The organism is Streptomyces sp. NBC_00885 (assembly GCF_045207475.1).
Taxonomy (GTDB): Bacteria; Actinomycetota; Actinomycetes; order Streptomycetales; family Streptomycetaceae; genus Streptomyces.
This window is the reverse complement of the sequence record NZ_CP108796.1, coordinates 6,536,552-6,552,308: the sequence shown is the minus strand read 5'-3', so window position 1 is coordinate 6,552,308 and position 15,757 is coordinate 6,536,552. Positions and strand designations below refer to the sequence as shown.

Sequence of the window (15,757 nt, the reverse complement as noted above, 5' to 3'; positions counted from 1 at the left end):
CAGGGGGCGAAGCCCCTTGGTTACGGGAAGGGGCGGGGTGGGGGTGAAGCCCGCCGCAGGCGACTACGCCGCCGTGCGCCGGCCGCCCCTCGCGCCGCCCGCCGGGCGACCCCCCTGGCGGGCCTGGCCACCCTGGCGAGGCTGGCCACCCTGACCGCCGCCGGCACCGGCACCCTGGCCGCCGCCCCCACCGCGCCGCCCACGGCCGCGGCCACCGCCACCACCGCCCTGCGACGCACCCTGCCCCGGCACCTGCGCCCGCCGCCGCTGCGGTCGCTGCTGCTGCACGACCGGCTGCGGCACCTCGATGGTGACCGCGACCCCGGACGGCTCGCGCGCGCCCGTGATGCGGCTGAGCTCCTCGTCGCTGGACTTGACCCGGGCCGAGCGCGGGTTGATGCCCGCGTCCGCCATCAGACGGGTCATCTCGCGCCGCTGCTCGGGCAGCACCAGCGTGACGACGCTGCCGGACTCGCCCGCCCGAGCGGTACGGCCGCCGCGGTGGAGGTAGTCCTTGTGGTCGACGGGCGGGTCGACGTTCACCACGAGGTCGAGGTCGTCGACGTGGATGCCACGGGCGGCGACATTGGTCGCGACCAGTGCGGTGACCTGCCCGTTCTTGAACTGGTCGAGCGTGCGGTTGCGCTGCGGCTGCGAGCGGCCGCCGTGCAGCGCCGCGGCCCGTACGCCACTGGCGAGGAGCCGCTTGGCGAAGCGGTCGGCGGAGCGCTTGGTGTCGACGAAGAGGATCACCCGGCCGTCACGGGCGGCGATGCGCACGGCGACGGCCTTCTTGTCGGTCTCGTCCGCGACGTGCAGCACATGGTGCTCCATCGTGGTGACCGCGCCAGCGGACGGGTCGACGGAGTGCACGACGGGATCGGTGAGGAACATCCGTACGAGCCGGTCGATGTTCTTGTCCAGCGTGGCCGAGAACAGCATCCGCTGGCCGCCCGCCTCGACCTGCTTGAGCAGCGCCGTGACCTGCGGCATGAAGCCCATGTCGGCCATCTGGTCGGCCTCGTCCAGGACGGTGATCGACACCTGGTCGAGTACGCAGTCGCCGCGTTCTATGAGGTCCTTGAGCCGCCCCGGGGTGGCCACCAGCACCTCGGCGCCGCGCCGCAGCGCGCCCGACTGCTTGGTGATCGACAGCCCGCCGACGACGGTGGCGATCCGCAGCTGCACGGAGGTCGCGTAGGGGGCCAGGGCGTCGGTTACCTGCTGTGCGAGCTCACGCGTGGGTACGAGGACGAGCGCGAGCGGTGCCTTCGACTCGGCGCGCCGGCCCGCGGTACGGGCGAGCAGCGCGAGCCCGAAGGCGAGGGTCTTGCCGGAGCCGGTGCGCCCGCGGCCGAGGATGTCGCGTCCCGCCAGGGAGTTCGGCAGGGTCGCGGCCTGGATGGGGAAGGGCTCGGTCACGCCCTGGGCCACGAGGGTCTTCAGCAGGGCGGCCGGCATGTCCAGCTCGTCGAACGCCTCGACGGCGGGCAGCGCGGGGGTGATGGTTTCCGGCAGCGTGAATTCCTGCGGGGGCGCCGCCTTGCGGGCGGGAGCCTTGCCGGAGCCCTTCGCGGGGCCCTTGGCACGGGAATTGACCGGGCGCTGTCGCGTCGTGGGACGGGCCGGGCGTTCGGAGCGAGTCATGCGGATATTGCCCTCCTGGGCATGTGAGACAGCACACAAGCCGGGGCCCGCACCTTGACGGTGCGGGCCCCGGCTGCGAGATACGCGTCAGGCGATTAGGCCGGGACGATGTTCTCCGCCTGCGGGCCCTTCTGGCCCTGCGTGACGTCGAAGGAGACCTTCTGGCCCTCCTGCAGCTCACGGAAGCCAGAGGTGGCGATGTTCGAGTAGTGGGCGAAGACGTCGGCGCCGCCGCCGTCCTGCTCGATGAAGCCGAAGCCCTTTTCCGAGTTGAACCACTTCACGGTTCCAGTAGCCATGTCATTCTCCTAAAACAGGGGCAAGCCGGAAACTCACACCTCGTGAATTTCCCGTCGCTAGCATTGACCCCCATCCGGAGAAGCCGGAAACAATAATGTGCGCCTGAGGAAGCATTCCCGTCAGGCGCACACAAAGTTCATGGGTACCAAAACTGCAACGACTTCACCGTAGCATGTCCGGCCCCGAAAGGCTCGTGTTCACAGCCGTTCGATGATCGTGACGTTGGCCTGCCCTCCCCCTTCACACATCGTTTGCAGTCCGTACCGCCCTCCCGTGCGCTCCAGTTCATGCAGCAGCGTGGTCATCAGCTTCACGCCCGTGGCGCCCAGCGGATGGCCGAGCGCGATGGCCCCGCCGTTGACGTTGACCTTGCCGGGGTCGGCTCCGGTCTCCTTCAGCCAGGCGAGGACCACGGGCGCGAAGGCCTCGTTGATCTCGACGAGGTCGATGTCGTCGATCGACATGCCGGTCTTCTTCAGCGCGTACGCCGTGGCCGGGATGGGGGCCGAGAGCATCCGGATGGGGTCCTCGCCCCGTACGGAGAGATGGTGGATACGGGCCCGCGGCCGCAGTCCGTGCTCGGCGACGGCCCGCTCGCTCGCGATCAGCAGGGCCGCCGCGCCGTCCGAGACCTGGGAGGAGCACGCGGCCGTGATGGTGCCGCCCTCCAGGACGGGCCCCAGTGCCGCCATCTTCTCCAGGGTGGTGTCGCGGCGCGGGCCCTCGTCGACGGTGACCTCGCCGTACGCCACGAGCTCCCGCTCGAAACGGCCCTCGTCGATTGCCCGGATCGCCCGCTGATGGGAGGTGAGCGCGAACTGCTCCATGTCACGGCGCGAGATCTCCCACTTCTCGGCGATCAGCTGCGCGCCGTGGAACTGGTTGACGGGCCGGTCCCCGTACCGGGCCCGCCAGCCCTCGCTGCCGGCGAAGGGGCCCTCGGTCAGTCCGAGCGGCTCGGCGGCCTGCCGGGAGGCGAAGGCGATCGGGATCTGTGTCATGTTCTGGACGCCGCCCGCGACGACCAGGTCCTGGGTGCCGGAGAGCACGCCCTGCGCCGCGAAGTGCACGGCCTGCTGGGACGAGCCGCACTGGCGGTCGATCGTCACGCCCGGCACCTCCTCGGGCAGTCCCGCCGCCAGCCATGCCGTACGGGCGATGTCACCGGCCTGCGGGCCCACCGTGTCCAGGCAGCCGAAGACGACGTCCTCGACGGCGGAGGGATCGACTCCGGAGCGTTCGACCAGGGCCCGCAGCACATGCGCACCCAGATCCGCCGGGTGGACACCGGACAGTCCGCCCTTGCGCCTGCCCACCGGTGTGCGTACCGCTTCGACTATGTAGGCCTCGGCCATGACTGCTCCCCTCGGTTCATCTGCGTACGGCGATACCGTCCAGCACCATCGACAGATACTGGCGGGCGATCTCCTCCGGGCTGTGCTGTCCGCCCGGCCGGTACCAGGACGCCGCGACCCAGACGGTGTCGCGCACGAACCGGTAGGTGAGCCGGACGTCCAGGTCGGCACGGAAGACCTGGTCCGCGACCCCTCGCTCCAGGGTCCCGAGCCATGCCTTCTCGAACTTCTGCTGCGAGTCGGTGAGGTAGTGGAAGCGGGGCTGGGCGGCGAGGTGCCGGGACTCCTTCTGGTAGATCGCGACGGCGGCGCGGTGCCGGTCGATCTCCCGGAAGGACTCGGTGACGAGGGCCTCGATGGTCTCCCTGGGCCCGAGCCCGGCGGCGAGCACGGCGTCGTATCCCTGCCACAGCTCATCCAGGAAGGTGGAGAGGATCTCGTCGAGCATCGATTCCTTGGAATCGAAGTGGTAGTAGAGGCTGCCGGCGAGCATCCCCGCCTGGTCCGCGATCTTGCGGACGGTGGTGGCGTTGTATCCCTGCGCGGCGAACACCTCGGCGGCGGTGTCGAGGAGCTCGCGGCGGCGCTCGGGCGAGGCGGTCACCTGGGTCTTCTTCTTGCTGTCAGTCGGCACCTGCTCATTGTGGCTCTACGCATGCTGGCTGCTGACGGAGATGACCTCGCCGGTCAGGTACGAGGAGTAGCCGCTGGCCAGGAAGACGATGGTGTTGGCGATCTCCCACGGCTCGGCGTACCGCCCGAAGGCCTCCTTGGCGGTCAGCTCTTCCAGCAGTTGGGCCGAGGTGACCTTCACCAGGTGCGGGTGCATGGCGAGGCTGGGAGCCACGGCGTTGACGCGTACGCCGTACTCCGCCGCCTCGATCGCCGCGCAGCGGGTGAGCGCCATGACCCCGGCCTTGGCGGCCGCGTAGTGGGCCTGGCCTGCCTGGGCGCGCCAGCCGACCACGGAGGAGTTGTTCACGATCACGCCCCCGTGGCCGGTGTCGCGGAAGGAGCGCAGGGCGGCGCGGGTGCAGCGGAAGGTGCCGTTCAGGGTGACGTCGAGGACCGTGCCCCATTGCTCGTCGCTCATGTCGACGAGGGCGGCGGTGCCGCCGAGGCCGGCGTTGTTGACGACGATGTCCAGGCCGCCGTGCTCTCGTACGGTCTGGCCGAAGAGCGCCTGGACCTGGGTCTCGTCCGTGACGTCGCAGGGCAGTGAGGCCACCGCGTCGGCGCCGAACTCTCCGGCCAGCGCCTCTTCGCTCTCCTTCAGCCTGCGGGTGTGCGCGTCGCTGATCAGAACGCGCGCGCCCTCCTCCAGGAACCTGCGGGCGGTGGCGCCGCCGATTCCGGCGCCTGCGGCAGCGGTGATCACGGCGGTACGGCCCTTCAGCAGGCCATGACCCGGTACGTACTGCGCCCTGTTGTCCGTCACGCCAGCACGTTAACCTACCAAACACTTGTTAGGGAAGGATGCGCGAATGGACCTGAACCACTCCGCCGGCGAGGAAGCCTTCCGGGCCGAGGCCCGCGCCTGGCTCGCCGCGAACGTGCCCGCCGAGCCGCTGCCCTCCCTGGAGACCAAGGAGGGCTTCGCGGCGCACCGCGCATGGGAGGCGCGGCTGTCGGCGGACCGCTGGTCGGTCGTCTCCTGGCCCGAGCGGTACGGCGGCCGGGGCGTCGACATCTTCCACTGGCTCCTCTTCGAGGAGGAGTACTACGCGGCGGGCGCGCCCGGACGGGTCTCACAGAACGGCATCAACCTCCTCGCCCCCACGCTCTTCGACCACGCCACCGAGGAGCAGCGCGCCCACGTGCTGCCCACGATGGCGAGCGGCGAGGTCATCTGGGCGCAGGCCTGGTCGGAGCCGGAGTCCGGTTCCGATCTCGCCTCGCTGACCTCGCGTGCGGTGCGGACGGACGGCGGCTGGCTGCTCAGCGGTCAGAAGACCTGGTCGTCGCGAGCGGCGTTCGCCGACCGGGCCTACGGCATCTTCCGCAACGACCCCGACGCACCGAAGCCGCATCAGGGCCTGACGTATCTGATGTTCGACCTTGCGGCGCCGGGGGTGAGCATGCGGCCCATCGGCCGCATCGACGGCAAGCCCGCCTTCGCCGAGCTCTTCCTCGACGGCGTCTTCGTTCCCGACGAGGACGTGATCGGCGAGCCGGGGCAGGGCTGGCGGATCGCGATGTCCACGACGGGCAACGAACGGGGCCTGACGCTGCGCTCCCCCGGCCGTTTCCTCGCAGCGGCGGACCGTCTGCTGCGGCAGTGGCGCACGTCGGGCGATCAGGCCGACACGGCGCTGCGCGACCGGGTGGCGGACGCGGTGATCGGCGCGCGGGCGTATCAGCTCTTCACGTGTGCCAACGCCTCGCGTTTCGCCGCGGGCGCGAGCATCGGCGCGGAGTCCAGCCTGAACAAGGTCTTCTGGTCCCAGTACGACATCGCACTGCATGAGACCGCGCTGGATCTGCTGGGCGCGGACGGGGAGCTGGCGGACGGCGAGTGGGCCGAGGGGTATGTCTTCTCGCTGGCGGGCCCCATCTACGCCGGTACGAACGAGATCCAGCGCGACATCATCGCCGAGCGGCTGCTCGGCCTTCCGAAGGGCCGCCGCTGATGCGATTCCTGCTCACCGATGAACAGCGTGCGTTCGGCGACTCGCTGGACGCGATGCTCACGTCGGCGGACACTCCGGCCGCCGCACGGGCCTGGGCGGCGGGGGACCCCGCTCCCGGGCTGGCGTTGTGGTCGCGACTCGCCGAGGCGGGGGTGTTCGCGCTCGCCGCGCCGCCGGCGTACGAGGGGGTGGGGCCGCTGCCGGTCGAACTGGCCGTGGCTTTCACCGCGTTGGGCCGCCATGCGGTGCCCGGCCCGGTGGTGGAGACGGTCGCGGCGGCGGCGCTGCTGACCCGGCTGGCGGAGTCGGGGGAGGCGGGCCCGGCGAAACGTCTGCTGCCGGGGCTGGTCACGGGCGAGTCGACCGCCACGCTGGCGGGCCGGGGCGGCTACGCACTGGACGCGGATGCGGCGGGTGTGACGCTGGTGGTTTCGGAGGAGGACGCCGGCCCCGGGCCCGGCGCGGACCGCAGCGCCTGTCTCCGTATCGCCGACGGGTACGGCCCCGTGCGCGTATCCGCCGACCCCGCCCGGCGGTTGGCCGTGCCCGCGGCAGGGGGCGAGGTCATCGCCGAAGGGCGCCAGGTGGCCCGGGCGGCCGCGTACGCCGGGGATGTCGCGCGCCTGCTCACCGCGGCGCAGGCACTGGGTGTCGGGCGCGCGCTCCTGGAGCGGACCGTCGCATACGTCAGACTGCGCGCCCAGTTCGGCGCCGTCATCGGCTCCTTCCAGGCGGTCAAGCACCGGCTGGCGGACACCCTGATCGGGCTCGAATTCGCCCGGCCGCTGCTGTACGGGGCGGCCCTGTCCATGGCTCCCGCCGACATCGCCGCCGCGAAGGTCACCGCAGGCGAGGCCGCGTACGCCGCCGCCCGTACCGCACTACAGCTGCACGGCGCGATCGGCTACACCGAAGAGCTCGACCTCTCCCTCTGGCTGCGCAAGGCCCGTCCGCTGCGGGACGCCTGGGGCACCCCCTCGCTCTGCCGGGCGACGGTGCTCGCGGGCTGACCCTGGGTCCGAGGCTCAGCGGCGCCGGTGGGTACGGACCGGGCCGCCCGGCCGCCAGGCCCGTACCACCAGCTCATCGCCGTCGACCGACGTCTGCACCACGTCACCGACCTCGACGCGGAAGAGATGGAACGGCTCCGGCGGCCCCGCCTCCGCCACAAAGCGGTCCAGCACCTCGGAATCGGTCACCTCCACCGCGCGCCCGGAGATCTTGACGTCACCGCCTTCCATGGAGTCGTCCGGCCCGGGGTTCGCATGGATCGCGAAGCGCGGATCGCGCAGCAGGTCCTGGGCCTTGCGTGAGCCCTGCATCATGCCGAGCCACAACTCACCGAAGCGGAAGTCGACTTCGAGGCCGGTCACCCGTGGCGACCCGTCCTTGCGCACCGTGGCCAGCACATGGTGCTTGTACCGCTGGAACCGCTTCTGCACGGTCTCGGCGAAGTCCGGTTCCGCCGTCCGGAAATCTGCCCACGTCGAAAAGGTCATGACTCCATGGAACCGCGGAAACCCGACACCGCCTGTCGGGATTCACCTGCGCGCACCGGCTCGGATGCCCTACCGGGGCGTACGTGCTGTTCTGGTACTGGCCAAAACCTGCCATTCCACCCGAGGAGAGTCCCATGGCGATCTTCATGCATGCCGCCCTGCCGGGCGTCACGACCGACCAGTACGACGCCCTCAATGCCCAGTTGCAGGCCCTGCCCGGCGACACCTTCGCGGGGTGCCTGTCGCACACCTGCGTGGCGACCGACTCCGGCCTGGAGATCTTCGACCTGTGGGAGTCCCAGGAGGCGATGGACAAGTTCGGCACGGTGATGATGCCGGTGGCCGAGAAGCTGGGTTTCCCCACGACCGGCGAACCTCCGAAGGCCCAGCAGGTGCACAACTGGTGGACCCCCGGCAGCTGACGCGGCTCAGCCGGTGCGCAGGGTGACGACCGCCGCGTGCCCCTGGGTGTGCAGTGATCCCGGCGCCTCGTCCAGCACCGCCGCGTCGTACGGACCGAGTGTCACGTGCGCCTCCTTGAGGACCGTGGGCCCGTCCAGCGCGACGATCACGACCGTCGAGCGTGACGGCACCACGACCAGCAGTTCTCCGCGCACCACCGAGGTCAGGCAGGCCGTACGGCCCCTGCGGTGCATGACGTTGAAATTGACGACGGGCCGCCCGTCGACGAGGCGGCCGTCGGTCTCCACATCGCCGGGGAAGCGGTAGGGCCGGTAACGCTCGTCGGCCACGGTGTGCTGTCCGCCGACCGCGAGGTCCATGCCCGCGCCCTCGACGACGGTCAGGATCCGTTCCACGCCGGGGAAGACGGAGAACGGCCCGTCCACGCCGACGTCCGCGAGGCTGATCCGCCAGTCGAAGTCGTCCGTCCCGGCGCCCTCGGGCGACACGGCGATCTCGCGGGTGACGCCGCCGCCGTTCTTCCACGGCACGGCCCGGCGGTCGGCGGCGCGCAGCACCCGTACCGTCATCGCACGATGCCCTGGGCCCGGGCGGCGGCCAGCCACAGCGGGAATTCGGAGACCAGCCGGTCGTACAGCTCGGAGTCGGGGACCTGGCGCGGGTCGGGTCCGGCGTGGAAGAAGCCCGCGTTGTCTACGACGCGCTTGGCGGGGACGGCGAGTTCGTCGAGCTTGTGCAGGAAGTCGAACTGCGAGCTGCGTTTGTTGCCGAAGCCGATGAACTGCCAGAACAGCGGCAGCTTCGCCGCCTTGCACAGATAGCGTTCCGCGGCGTGCTTGCTGATCGGGCCGCCGTCCGTCTGGAAGACGACGAGCGCGGGGGCGGTCGAGCCGCTCTCGATGTAGTGGTCGATGACCGCGTCCATGGCCAGGTGGTAGCTGGTCTTGCCCATATGGCCGAGGCCCGCCACTATCTCGTCGACCCGGCCGCGGTGGTTGTCGAGAGCGATGTCCGTGACCGCGTCGATGTCCGTGGAGAAGAAGACGACCGGCACGGAGCCGTCGTCGTCCAGGTTGGCCGCAAGACCGAGCACCTGGTCGGCGAGCGCCTGGACACTGCCGTCCTTGTAGTAGTCCTTCATGGAACCCGAGTAGTCGAGCACCAGATAGACGGCGGCGCGCTGCCCGCTCAGCCCGTGCTTCTGCAGCGATACGCCCGCGCTCTTGTAGAGGCTGACGAGCGCCGGCGCCTTCTCCTCGACCTTGGCGAGGCTGATGGCCGCCATGCGGGGCTCCGTTCGTGCGAGGGGTCGGGAGAGTTGAGGCTACGTCACCCGAACTCGACCGGGCCGGTCCCCCGTCAGGACGGAGAATCCGGCCCGGCCTGCCCGTCTCCTCAGAGCGCCAGCCACACCGCGGTGTCGCTCGGCAGCCGGTCACCGTCCAGCGTCCCGCTGGCCAGCAGTACCCGGCTGTGGGCGGGCAGGGCCACCGGCTCGTCGGAGAAGTTCACCACGCACCGGAAGCCGGGCTCACGGCGGAACGAGAGAACGTCGCTGTCCGGGGCGCTCTCCCAGGTCAGCGTGCCGTCGCCGAGGGCGGGGTTGCTCCGGCGCGTGCTGAGCGCCGACCGGTAGAGGTTCAGCATGGAGGCGGGGTCGGCGTCCTGAACCTCCGGGGTCAGGGACTTCCACGCCTCCGGCTGAGGCAGCCACGGGGCCGCGGTGACGGCGTCGGGGCTGAAGCCGAACGGCGGGCAGTCACCGCTCCACGGCAGCGGGACGCGGCAGCCGTCACGCCCTCGGTCGGTGTGGCCGGAGCGCTCCCACGTGGGGTCCTGGAGCACGTCGTCCGGCAGATCCTCGACCTCCCACAGGCCCAGCTCCTCGCCCTGGTACAGATAGGCACCCCCCGGCAGGGCCAGCGTGAGCAGGGCGGCGGCGCGGGCCCGGCGGGTGCCGAGCTCCAGGTCGGCCGACCGGTCCAGTTGGGACAGCGAGCGCTGCTGCCCCTCGGGCTGCGGCCGGGCGTAGCGGGAGACATGACGGGCGACATCGTGGTTGGACAGCACCCAGGTGGCGGGCGCACCCACCGCGCCGAGCGCGGTGAGCGACTCGTCGATCACCCGGCGCAGGTGGCCTGCCCGCCAGGGAGCCATCAGATAGTCGAAGTTGAACGCGGTGTGGAGCTCGTCCGGGCGGACATAGCGGGCCAGCCGCTCCGGAGTGCCCGCCCATGCCTCCGCAACGAAGGCACGGGGCTCGCCGTACGCGTCGGCGACTGCCCGCCACCCCTGGAAGATCTCGTGGACTTCGTCGCGGTCCCAGTGCGGGTGGTCACCGACGCCCACTGAGTCGAGGAGCTTGACGTCGAGCGAGCCGAGGTCCGGCAGCCCCGGTGCTTTGACCAGGCCGTGCGCCACATCGATGCGCACCCCGTCGATGCCCCGGTCGAACCAGAAGCGCAGGATCGACTCGAACTCGGCGCGCACCTCGGCATTGTCCCAGTCGAGGTCCGGCTGCTCGGGTGCGAAGAGGTGCAGGTACCACGGCCCTGGTGAGCCGTCGGGCTCGGTGATCCGTGTCCAGGCGGGGCCGCCGAACACGCTGCTCCAGTCGTTGGGCGGCAGGTCGCCTCGGGGGCCTCGGCCGGGCCGGACGATGTAGCGGTCTCTCGCCGGCGACGCGGGGCCGCCGGCCAGTGCCTCGCGGAACCACGCGTGCTCGGACGACGTGTGGTTCGGCACGAGGTCGATGAGGACGCGCAGCCCGTGCTCGTGCGCCTCTTCCACCAGGGCCCGTGCGTCGTCGAGGGTGCCGAAGGCCGGGTCGATGTCCCGGTAGTCGGCGACGTCGTAGCCTCCGTCGGCCATGGGGGACGGGTACCAGGGGCTGAGCCAGAGCGCGTCCACGCCGAGCCGGGCGAGGCGGGGAAGGCGCCGGCGCAGGCCGGCGATGTCACCGATACCGTCGCCGTTGCCGTCGGCGAAGCTGCGGATGTACACCTCGTAGATGACGGCGTCGCGCCACCAGTTGGCGGGGGTCCGGGCAGGAGCCACGGTGTTTCTCCTCGAAAGAACGTAGGTGAGGGGCGGGCGGGGCCGGTTACTTGACGGCGCCCGCGGTGAGTCCCGCGATGATCCTTCGCTGGAAGATCAGTACGAGGATCACCAGCGGCACCGTGACGACGACACCGGCCGCCATCTTGGTGCCGTAGGGGATGTCGAACCCGGTCGACCCTCCGAAGCGGGAGATCGCGACGGTGGCGGTCTGCATCGAGTTCTTGTTCACCATCGAGACGGCGATGATGAACTCGTTCCACGCGGCGATGAACGTGAGGATCGCGGTGGTGAACACGCCCGGTGCAGTCAGCGGCATGATGACCTTGCGGAACGCCTGTCCTGGAGTACAACCGTCCACCATCGCGGCGTGTTCCAGTTCGCGCGGAAGCTGCTTGAAGAACGCGGTCAGGTTCCACACCGCCAGCGGCAGTGCGAACGACATCGACGGCACGATCATCGCCTGGTAGGTGTTGACCCAGTGCAGCGTGGTGGAGAACAGCTTCAGCATCGGCACTACCAGGGCGATCCCCGGGAACATGGAGGTCGCGATGATCACGGCCAGCACCGCGTTCTTGAAGCGGAACTCCAGCCTGGCCAGGGCGTAGGCGGTGAACACCGCGATCAGCAGGGTGAGCACCGTGGTGATGCCGGCCACGAGCAGGCTGTTGAGCAGCGCCCGCCCGAAGCCCGTCCCCGGCCTCAGCACCGCTCGGTAGTTCTCCAGCGACCACGGCGAGGGGATCGGGGACTTGTCGAACAGATCGGAGCTGCGCCGCAGGCTGGAGACGACCATCCAGTAGAACGGCGCCAGACAGTAGGTCATGATCGCGGCGACGCCGGTGAAGGCGAGCACGGCCGGTGTGGTGAGTCGTCGCCGGGGCCGAATCCGTACGGTGGTCGAGGTGGCGCTCATGCCGTCGCTCCCTTCTTCGTTGCCCGCCGGGCGCGGCGGTCGCGGCGGTCGCGCTTCGTGGCCCTCTGCTCGGAGAACACATCGGCGCCCAGGAGTCTGACGAAGACGAAGGCGACCACGGCGACATAGAGGAAGAGGATCACCGCGTAGGCGGAGGCAGGCCCGTAACGGGTGTTGGCCGCCTCGTCGAACGCCAGCATCGACAGCGTCTGAACCGACTCCTTGTGCGCGCCGACGAGGACGTACGGCAGGTCGAACATGCGCAGCGCGTCCAGCAGCCGGAACAGCACGGCCACCAGCAGTACCGGCCTGATCATGGGAAGCGTGATGCGGAGGAACTCCTGCAGGCGGTTCGCGCCGTCCACACGCGCCGCCTCGTACACCTCTCTCGGGATCAGCTGGAGACCGGCCAGTACCAGCAGCCCCACGAACGGGGCGGTTTTCCAGGTGTCCGCCACGATCACCGCAACGGCCGCCTGGATCCCGTCCGTGGTCCACAGGATCTCCTGCCCCAGCAGGGCGTTTGCCGCACCGTCGGCCTGGAAGATCCACTGCCACAGCAGGGCGGAGACCACGGTGGGGATGGCCCAGGGCACCAGCACCCCGGCCCGGACCAGGGCTCTGCCGCGTATCGCGTGGTTCATCACGAGCGCCATCGCCACGCCGAGCACGGTCTCGATGAGCACGGTCGTGACGGTGAAGAACGTGGTGTTGGAGAAGGCGTTCCAGAACTGTTTGCCCGCCTCCCCACCGAAGATCTCCGTGTAGTGCGTCAGGCCGGTGAACTGCTCGCCCTCCGTCACGAATCCGGAGCTGTCCAGGCCCGACTTCTCACTGAACAGGGACTCGCGGAAGGCCGACAGCACCGGGTATCCGGCAACCAGTGCGAGAACCAGGAGTGTTGGGGACACAAGCAGTGCGGCAAGCCGGCCTGTGCCGCGTTTTCGGGACGGGCCGGGGGTGGGGGGCGCCTTGGGCGCCAGGGTGGCAGGGCGTTGCGGTGCCGTCAGGCTGGACATCGGAGGTCACCTTCAGCGGGGCGGGGAAAGGGCGGGCGAAGGAACCGCGCGGAGCCGTGTCAGGGGCGGCTCCGCGCGGAGCGGAGTCACGGCCTCGCGATCTTCTCCAGGCGTTCCTGGAGCTCCTTCAGTGCCGCCGCCGGCGGTGTGCCGCCTTGCAGTGCCTGGTACGCCGCGCCCTGGATCGCCGCCGTCGCGTCTCCGTAGCGCACCACGCGCGGCCGGGGTGCCGCGCTCAGGATCGAGCTCTTGAGCACCGGTAGGTACGGGTACTTCTCGATCATCGCCGGGTCGTCGTACAAGGAAGCGATGGTCGGCGCGTTGGAGCTGAGCAGCAGATTCTCGCGCTGCGACTGCTCGCTGGTGATGAAGGTGATGAAGTCGAGAGCCGTGGCCTTGTTCTCGGCGAACCTGCTGACCGCCAGGTTGTGTCCACCCAGGCTGGAGACGCCCGGTCCGTTCAGGCCCGGCAGCGGGGCGACCCCGAACTTCCCCGCGACCTTGGAGGAGCCGTCCTTGGCGTTGGCCAGGGACCACTGGTAGGGCCACTGCCGGTGGAAGACGAGCCGGCTCTGCTGGAACGCCTGACGGCCCTCCTCCTCCTTGAAGGTGATGGCCTTCTTCGGTATCAGGCCGCTCTTGTAGGCGTCCGTGAAGAAGCTGAGGCCCTTGAGCGCCTCGGGTGAGTCGACGGTCGGCTTGCCGTCCTTGTCGACGACGGAGCCACCCGCGCCGTCGATCATCTCGGAGAAGTTGACCGTCAGGCCCTCGTACTTGTCGAACTGGCCCGCGTAGCAGGACATGCCCCTGCCCTGCGGAAGGGCCAGGACCTTCTGGCAGGTCTGCTCCATCTCCGCCCAGGTGCGCGGGGGCTGGGCGCCCACCTGCTTCAGCAGGTCGGAGCGGTAGTACAGCAACCCGCCGTCGGAGGTCCACGGGGCGGCATAGAGACGGCCGAGGTACGAGGCGCCTTCCAGCGTGGGCCCCAGGTACTTGCCGGCCTCGAACCTGTCCTTGGGCAGCTCGGCCACCCAGCGGTTGGCGGCGAACTCGGCCGTCCACACGACGTCGAGGCTCAGTACGGAGAACTCGCCGGACTTCAGCTCGGCGTTCTGGATCATCCGCTGGCGCTGGTCGTCGGCGTTGTCGGGCAGTTCGATGAAACGCACCTGCTCCTTGCGGTGGCTCTTGTTCCACTTGTCGAGCATCTTGGCGAGGACACCGGTGTTGTCCTTGCCGCCCGCCAGGGTGATGGGTCCGCGGCCCTTGAAGCTGTCCGTGCTGTTTCCGCCCGCGCTTTGCTCCTGGGTCCCCCCGCTCCCGCATGCGGCCAGGACGGCCGCAGCTGTGCTCACCACGCAGGCTCTGAGCAGCAGGTGCCTCATGTTGATCTCCTTTGTGCGGCTCCCGGCGGTCGTCCTCCGCCAAGGTGCAGTGAGACTAAACAGCGAGGCGCAAGGGAGTCTACAGATACTCGCAAGTCACTTAACATTTCCTATGCAAGCAGCCGTCATTTGTCATGACCCCCACGCAAAAGGCGGCGTCCCGGAGGACGCCGCCTTCTCTTCCGGTGGGGTGCTCCCACCACTGGCTCTGCTAGGGCGTGTTTGAGAAGTAGCGCCGTCCGCCCGAAGGGCGGGCCCCGCGGCGTCTGGTGCGTGCAGTCGCAAGGCGGAGGATCGCCCTCGTACTGGACGTACTTGGGCGACTCCGACAACATCGCGAGTGCGCGTGCCAGGCGTCGCGGGGTGGGGGTACCTCCCAGGCGAAGCTCTGGGGGAGGGACTTCTAAAACACGCCCTAGCCGCGCGCGACCGCGGTGCTGCTCCGCACCACCAGTTCGGGCTCGAACAGGAGCTCCTCGTTGCTGTTGCTGCTGCTCTTGCCGGCGATCCGGCTCGCCAGCAGTGACACCGCAGCCCTGCCCATCGACTCCACCGGCTGGCGCAGCGTGGTCAGCGGGGGGTTGGCCAGCGGCATGAACGTCGAGTCGTCGAAGCCCACGACGGAGACGTCGCCCGGCACGTCGAGTCCCATGCGCTGGAACGCCCGGACGGCACCGAGGGCCATGAGGTCGCTGCCGGACACCACGGCGGTGACGCCCTGCGATATGAGTCTTTGCGCGGCCGCGGCACCGCCCTCCAGCGAGTACATCGTGTGCGTGACGAACGGCTCGGGGTCCCGCACGCCGCAGAGCTCGCGCATCGCCGTGATGAACGCCGTCTTCTTGCGGACGGCGGGCACATGATCGTCGTACTCCCCCAGCGCCAGCCCGATGCGCCGGTGCCCCAGGGAGGCCAGATGACGTACCGCCAGCTCGGCCGCCATCGCGTCGTCGGTCGACACGGACGGGAAACTCAGCCCCTCCGCCATCCCGTTCACCCCGACGACGGGCAGTCCGCGCTCCAGCAGCCGTTCGTAATGGCTGTGGTCCGCCTTGATGTGCGAGTGGAGGCCGCAGACGAAAACCGCGCCGGAGATCTGGTGCTCCAGCAGCAGGTCCACATAGTCGCTCTCGGACACACCCCCGAAGGTGCGGGTGCACAGCACGGGCGTGAACCCCCGCTGCGCCAGCGTGGAGCCGATGACCTCGGAGAACGCCGGGAACACGGGGTTGGTCAGATCCGGGGCCACCAGCCCGACCAGGCGATTGCCCCGTTCCCTCAGCTGCCGGGGCCGCTCGTACCCGAGGACGTCGCACGCGCTCAGCACCGCGGCCCGGGTCGACTCCGCGACCCCCGGCTTGCCGTTGAGGACGCGGCTGACCGTCGCCTCACTCACCCCGGCGTATTCCGCCACCTCGACCAGTCGTTTCGCCATGACCGCAAGGCTACTGCAAGACTTGCATTCGTTTACATGAGTCCCTGAGGGCGGGAGCCCTCCGGGCCCGCTCCCCGTCATGCAGACGCAC

Annotated in this window: 16 protein-coding genes; 3 read left to right on the top strand and 13 right to left on the bottom strand. The window is 69.8% G+C overall.

The window, feature by feature from the left end:
* Positions 1-63 precede the first annotated feature (63 nt).
* From OHA61_RS29685 to OHA61_RS29665, 5 genes are all read right to left on the bottom strand, one after another.
* Complete coding sequence (locus OHA61_RS29685) at positions 64-1,647, bottom strand: DEAD/DEAH box helicase (RefSeq protein ID WP_406305602.1); 1,584 nt, start codon at positions 1,645-1,647, stop codon at positions 64-66.
* Between the two features lie 95 nt (positions 1,648-1,742).
* Positions 1,743-1,946 carry a cold-shock protein gene (locus tag OHA61_RS29680; protein WP_003969786.1) on the bottom strand — a complete coding sequence of 68 codons (204 nt, stop codon included), beginning with the start codon at positions 1,944-1,946 and terminating at the stop codon, positions 1,743-1,745.
* Between the two features lie 198 nt (positions 1,947-2,144).
* Positions 2,145-3,302: an acetyl-CoA C-acetyltransferase gene (locus tag OHA61_RS29675; protein WP_406305601.1), complete on the bottom strand. Its 1,158-nt coding sequence runs from the start codon at positions 3,300-3,302 to the stop codon at positions 2,145-2,147.
* 16 nt (positions 3,303-3,318) lie between these two features.
* Complete coding sequence (locus OHA61_RS29670; RefSeq protein ID WP_406305600.1) at positions 3,319-3,936, bottom strand: TetR/AcrR family transcriptional regulator; 618 nt, start codon at positions 3,934-3,936, stop codon at positions 3,319-3,321.
* A gap of 15 nt (positions 3,937-3,951) precedes the next feature.
* Positions 3,952-4,740 carry an SDR family oxidoreductase gene (locus OHA61_RS29665; RefSeq protein ID WP_406305599.1) on the bottom strand — a complete coding sequence of 263 codons (789 nt, stop codon included), beginning with the start codon at positions 4,738-4,740 and terminating at the stop codon, positions 3,952-3,954.
* 46 nt (positions 4,741-4,786) lie between these two features.
* Here OHA61_RS29665 and OHA61_RS29660 point away from each other — a divergent pair, with 46 nt between their 5' ends.
* Both OHA61_RS29660 and OHA61_RS29655 read left to right on the top strand, forming a co-directional pair.
* Positions 4,787-5,932, top strand: coding sequence for an acyl-CoA dehydrogenase family protein (locus OHA61_RS29660; protein WP_406305598.1), 1,146 nt, complete (start codon positions 4,787-4,789; stop codon positions 5,930-5,932).
* Positions 5,932-6,942, top strand: coding sequence for an acyl-CoA dehydrogenase family protein (locus tag OHA61_RS29655; RefSeq protein ID WP_406305597.1), 1,011 nt, complete (start codon positions 5,932-5,934; stop codon positions 6,940-6,942). The genes OHA61_RS29660 and OHA61_RS29655 overlap by 1 nt, the downstream gene beginning before the upstream one ends.
* A 15-nt stretch (positions 6,943-6,957) precedes the next feature.
* Here OHA61_RS29655 and OHA61_RS29650 read toward each other — a convergent pair whose 3' ends face one another.
* The gene (locus OHA61_RS29650; protein ID WP_406305596.1) at positions 6,958-7,431 is read right to left on the bottom strand and encodes a pyridoxamine 5'-phosphate oxidase family protein; all 474 of its coding nucleotides are present in this window, start codon (positions 7,429-7,431) and stop codon (positions 6,958-6,960) included.
* Positions 7,432-7,565: 134 nt separating this feature from the next.
* Here OHA61_RS29650 and OHA61_RS29645 point away from each other — a divergent pair, with 134 nt between their 5' ends.
* Complete coding sequence (locus OHA61_RS29645) at positions 7,566-7,853, top strand: hypothetical protein (RefSeq protein WP_389369832.1); 288 nt, start codon at positions 7,566-7,568, stop codon at positions 7,851-7,853.
* A 6-nt stretch (positions 7,854-7,859) separates the two neighbouring features.
* Here OHA61_RS29645 and OHA61_RS29640 read toward each other — a convergent pair whose 3' ends face one another.
* The 7 genes from OHA61_RS29640 to OHA61_RS29610 all read right to left on the bottom strand — a co-directional run bounded on the left by OHA61_RS29640 (position 7,860) and on the right by OHA61_RS29610 (position 15,666).
* On the bottom strand, positions 7,860-8,423 hold the full coding sequence (locus OHA61_RS29640; protein ID WP_406305595.1) for a HutD family protein: 564 nt from the start codon (positions 8,421-8,423) through the stop codon (positions 7,860-7,862).
* Positions 8,420-9,139: a vWA domain-containing protein gene (locus OHA61_RS29635; RefSeq protein WP_406305594.1), complete on the bottom strand. Its 720-nt coding sequence runs from the start codon at positions 9,137-9,139 to the stop codon at positions 8,420-8,422. Before OHA61_RS29635 ends, OHA61_RS29640 begins: the two co-directional genes overlap by 4 nt.
* A gap of 110 nt (positions 9,140-9,249) precedes the next feature.
* Positions 9,250-10,911, bottom strand: a complete 1,662-nt coding sequence (locus OHA61_RS29630) for a glycoside hydrolase family 13 protein (protein ID WP_406305593.1) — start codon at positions 10,909-10,911, stop codon at positions 9,250-9,252.
* 46 nt (positions 10,912-10,957) lie between these two features.
* Positions 10,958-11,827 carry a carbohydrate ABC transporter permease gene (locus OHA61_RS29625; protein WP_406305592.1) on the bottom strand — a complete coding sequence of 290 codons (870 nt, stop codon included), beginning with the start codon at positions 11,825-11,827 and terminating at the stop codon, positions 10,958-10,960.
* On the bottom strand, positions 11,824-12,846 hold the full coding sequence (locus OHA61_RS29620; protein ID WP_406305591.1) for a carbohydrate ABC transporter permease: 1,023 nt from the start codon (positions 12,844-12,846) through the stop codon (positions 11,824-11,826). Before OHA61_RS29620 ends, OHA61_RS29625 begins: the two co-directional genes overlap by 4 nt.
* 86 nt (positions 12,847-12,932) lie before the next feature.
* Positions 12,933-14,231, bottom strand: coding sequence for an ABC transporter substrate-binding protein (locus tag OHA61_RS29615; protein ID WP_406305589.1), 1,299 nt, complete (start codon positions 14,229-14,231; stop codon positions 12,933-12,935).
* A 415-nt stretch (positions 14,232-14,646) separates the two neighbouring features.
* Positions 14,647-15,666 (bottom strand): LacI family DNA-binding transcriptional regulator, encoded by a 1,020-nt coding sequence (locus OHA61_RS29610; RefSeq protein WP_324977931.1) that lies wholly within the window; start codon positions 15,664-15,666, stop codon positions 14,647-14,649.
* Positions 15,667-15,757: the final 91 nt, after the last annotated feature.